This window comes from Plantactinospora sp. B6F1 (assembly GCF_040120695.1).
Lineage (GTDB): Bacteria > Actinomycetota > Actinomycetes > Mycobacteriales > Micromonosporaceae > Plantactinospora.
Genome location: NZ_JBEEAC010000071.1, coordinates 1 through 2705 on the forward strand (window position 1 = coordinate 1; position 2705 = coordinate 2705).

Consider the following 2705-nt stretch of genomic DNA (forward strand, 5'->3'; position numbering starts at 1 on the left):
GATCCGAGCGGGGTGAAGAGGCTGAACTCATCCGCCCATCCTCGCCCAGGCCGATGCCCATGTCAGCGATGCTCAAGGTCACGATCGTTGATGATCCCGTCTCGCCCTACTTCAGAAAATCCGGTTCCCCGGTGTCTCACAAGATCCTGACAGAGAGGGCACCCCGGCCAACGACTGACCACCTCAACAACCAAGATCAGCCGTTAACTTGACAGACCCAGCGGTTCCGGTGAGGGTCGTTGCTTCTGGCATGGGACTCGGGCTATCGGCGGGCTGCCGACCTTCGGCGCAGGTAGGCGACGGCAGCTGCGTGGGACCCCGCCCGCTGTCACTCAACCTGACGGGACTGTACGTTGGTGGGCCGGTGGTGCGGTCGTCTTGTGGCGGTGTTACCGCCCTCGTTGTCCCATACCGCGTCCGGGTCCGTGCCCGTTGTCGGCGACGGCGGCGCGGTTCCGGCGGTGAGGATGTCGGGTGCGTGCCTGGTGTTGGTCGGATCGGCGGCGGTGGTCATCGCCTGCTCTGCCGCCGCGGCGGTGCTGTCCGGTGGCACGACGAGCAGGTCGAGTTGGTCTCCGCGGTCGGTGGTGGCGATCAACAAGGCGGTGTCCAGCGAGTCGAACCAGCCCACCCGGACCACGTCCGTGCCGACTGCGAGTCGGCGGAAGCGGCTGTCCCAGGCGCCGTTGTTGAGTATTACGTTCCGGATCCGTCCGTAGCGGTCGGACAGGGCTAGGAGGAGCCCGGGGAGTTCGGCGACCGGGTCCCAGGAGCGGGGCCACCATCCGCCGTCCAGGATGGCCCGGCTGGCTCGGACGGGGGCGAGTACCAGTCGAGGTTGCGAGGGCGGTGACGACGGGATCATGGTGGCCCGTTGCGCGGCGGTAAGCATGGTCAGCCCTTCTGTGTGCGGGGTGTGGGGCCGGCGCTTGGGCGCCCGACCTCGTGTAGGTGGCGTAGGACCTGCCGGTAGGAGGCGAGCAGGCGGCCGGTCTCGGCGTAGCTGACGCCGTGCTCGGCGCAGAAGCGGCGGATCAGTTGCTGCGAGCGGCGCAGGTTGGGCCGCGGCATGTTCGGGAACAGGTGGTGTTCGATCTGGTAGTTCAGCCCGCCGAGGAGGAAGTCCACCAGCCGGCCGCCGCGGATGTTGCGGGAGGTGAGCACCTGTCGACGCAGGTAGTCCAGGTCGTCGTCGGCGGTCAGCACGGGCATTCCCTTGTGGTTGGGGGCGAACGAGCAGCCCATGTAGAGGCCGAACAGGGCCTGGTGGACCGCGATGAACGCGATCGCCTGCCACGGTGGGAGCACCAGGAACACCACGGCCAGGTAGCCCACGGTGTGCACGGCGAACAGAGTGATCTCCAACGCCCGGTAGCCGCGGGACCTGACCGTCGCTCCGGCGAGTGCCCGCACGCTGGCAACGTGCAGGTTCAACCCTTCGAGCAGCAGCAGTGGGAAGAACGTGTACGCCTGTAGCCGCTGCCAGAGCCGGAGCGCCCCGCTGCGGAGTGGGGCGTGCCGGCTGGTGAAGACCAGCACACCTGGTTCGATGTCGGGATCGCTGCCGACCTCGTTGGGGTGGGCATGGTGACGGTTGTGCTTGTCGATCCACCACCCGTAGCTCAGCCCGACGCACAGGTTTCCCAGCGCCACGCCGAGCAGGTAGTTGGCACGCCGGGTCCGGAAGATCTGCTTGTGGCCGGCGTCGTGGCCGATGAACGCGACCTGGGTGTACAGCACCGCCAGCAACGCGGCGATACCCAGCTGCCACCAGGAGGGACCGATCACCACGAACGCCACCCATGCGCCGGCGAACGCCAGCACGGTGACGATGATTTTGAATGTGTAGTAGCCCGATCTCCTGTCCAACAGGCCAGCGTCCTTGACGCGTTTCGAGAGCTGGGCGTAGTCGCTACCGCGCGCCGCGCTGGCGGGCCGGTCGATAAGCGAACCGACGGTTGTCACGATCCTTCCTCCCGTCATGCACTGGTGGCGTCACAGTGGGCATGTGGCGCCACCAACCCCTTGTCCATATCGGAACGACGTACCCACGATCCCCGTCCCAACACCTGCCCAGTGCCCGCTTGCGGTGACGTAGATCAGATGCCTGTTCGACGGTGTCAACGCCGGTTGAAGTTTTCAGGCGGAGCCGACAGACGGCGCCGAGCCGAACGACGACGTGTCCGAACCGTTGACGGCGAGCAATGGGCTGATCAGGCTGGGCGCCGGCGATTGGCCGGTGCCCCGTTGGGGGTCGGCATGCCGGGGAAGAGGTGGTGCTCGATCTGGTGGTTCAGGCCGCCCGACGCCGTGTCGGTCAGCCAGCCGCCGCGGGCGTTTGCCGGCGGCGCGATCCACCGCGGCCGAGTTGCCTTTGCGGGCGGTTGACCTGGTTGCGCTTCCGTCGATTCAGTGGCCGGTTGGTGGGATCGGTGACGCCGGCTTCGCGCGCTTGGCCTTTTTCGCGGCGCGCTTTTCCTTCAGGCTGCTTGCCTGCTTTTTCCGATCTTCCTTGTGGGCGGACTTGTTGGCCATGAAGGCCTCCTCGTGTTCCGGGCACTGTCTGTCGCCCTGTGAGTGAGTTGATCTCAGCAAAACATAAGGGTTGATTGGTGCGACACGGGCGAAAGTGTCGAGTCGGACGACCGTGGAAACAGGCGTGGAGCCATCGATAGACACGTCCTTGCGACAGAAACACGTCTTCG

4 protein-coding genes and 1 pseudogene are annotated in these 2705 nt (G+C 66.2%); 1 reads left to right on the forward strand and 4 read right to left on the reverse strand.

What is annotated here, in order from left to right:
* Positions 1-212 (forward strand): hypothetical protein (locus ABNF97_RS33700; RefSeq protein ID WP_349341034.1); only part of this gene is annotated, 212 nt, incomplete at its 5' end.
* A 116-nt stretch (positions 213-328) separates the two neighbouring features.
* On the opposite strand, the gene ABNF97_RS33705 is transcribed toward ABNF97_RS33700, so the two are convergent.
* The 4 genes and pseudogenes from ABNF97_RS33705 to ABNF97_RS33720 all read right to left on the reverse strand — a co-directional run.
* Positions 329-892, reverse strand: coding sequence for a DUF5994 family protein (locus ABNF97_RS33705; protein ID WP_349341035.1), 564 nt, complete (start codon positions 890-892; stop codon positions 329-331).
* A 2-nt stretch (positions 893-894) separates the two neighbouring features.
* A complete protein-coding gene (locus ABNF97_RS33710) occupies positions 895-1965 on the reverse strand; it encodes a fatty acid desaturase family protein (RefSeq protein WP_349341036.1) in 1071 nt (356 codons plus the stop codon).
* A gap of 248 nt (positions 1966-2213) precedes the next feature.
* Positions 2214-2357, reverse strand: a pseudogene (locus ABNF97_RS33715) (fatty acid desaturase); the annotation flags it as partial.
* Between the two features lie 52 nt (positions 2358-2409).
* On the reverse strand, positions 2410-2705 hold a 296-nt coding region (locus ABNF97_RS33720; protein ID WP_349341037.1), incomplete at its 5' end, for a hypothetical protein.

Bases quoted from the DNA above. Each gene is read 5' to 3' on its own strand.
- ABNF97_RS33705 (WP_349341035.1), bottom strand. From the start codon at position 892: ATGCTTACCGCCGCGCAACGGGCCACCATGATCCCGTCGTCACCGCCC.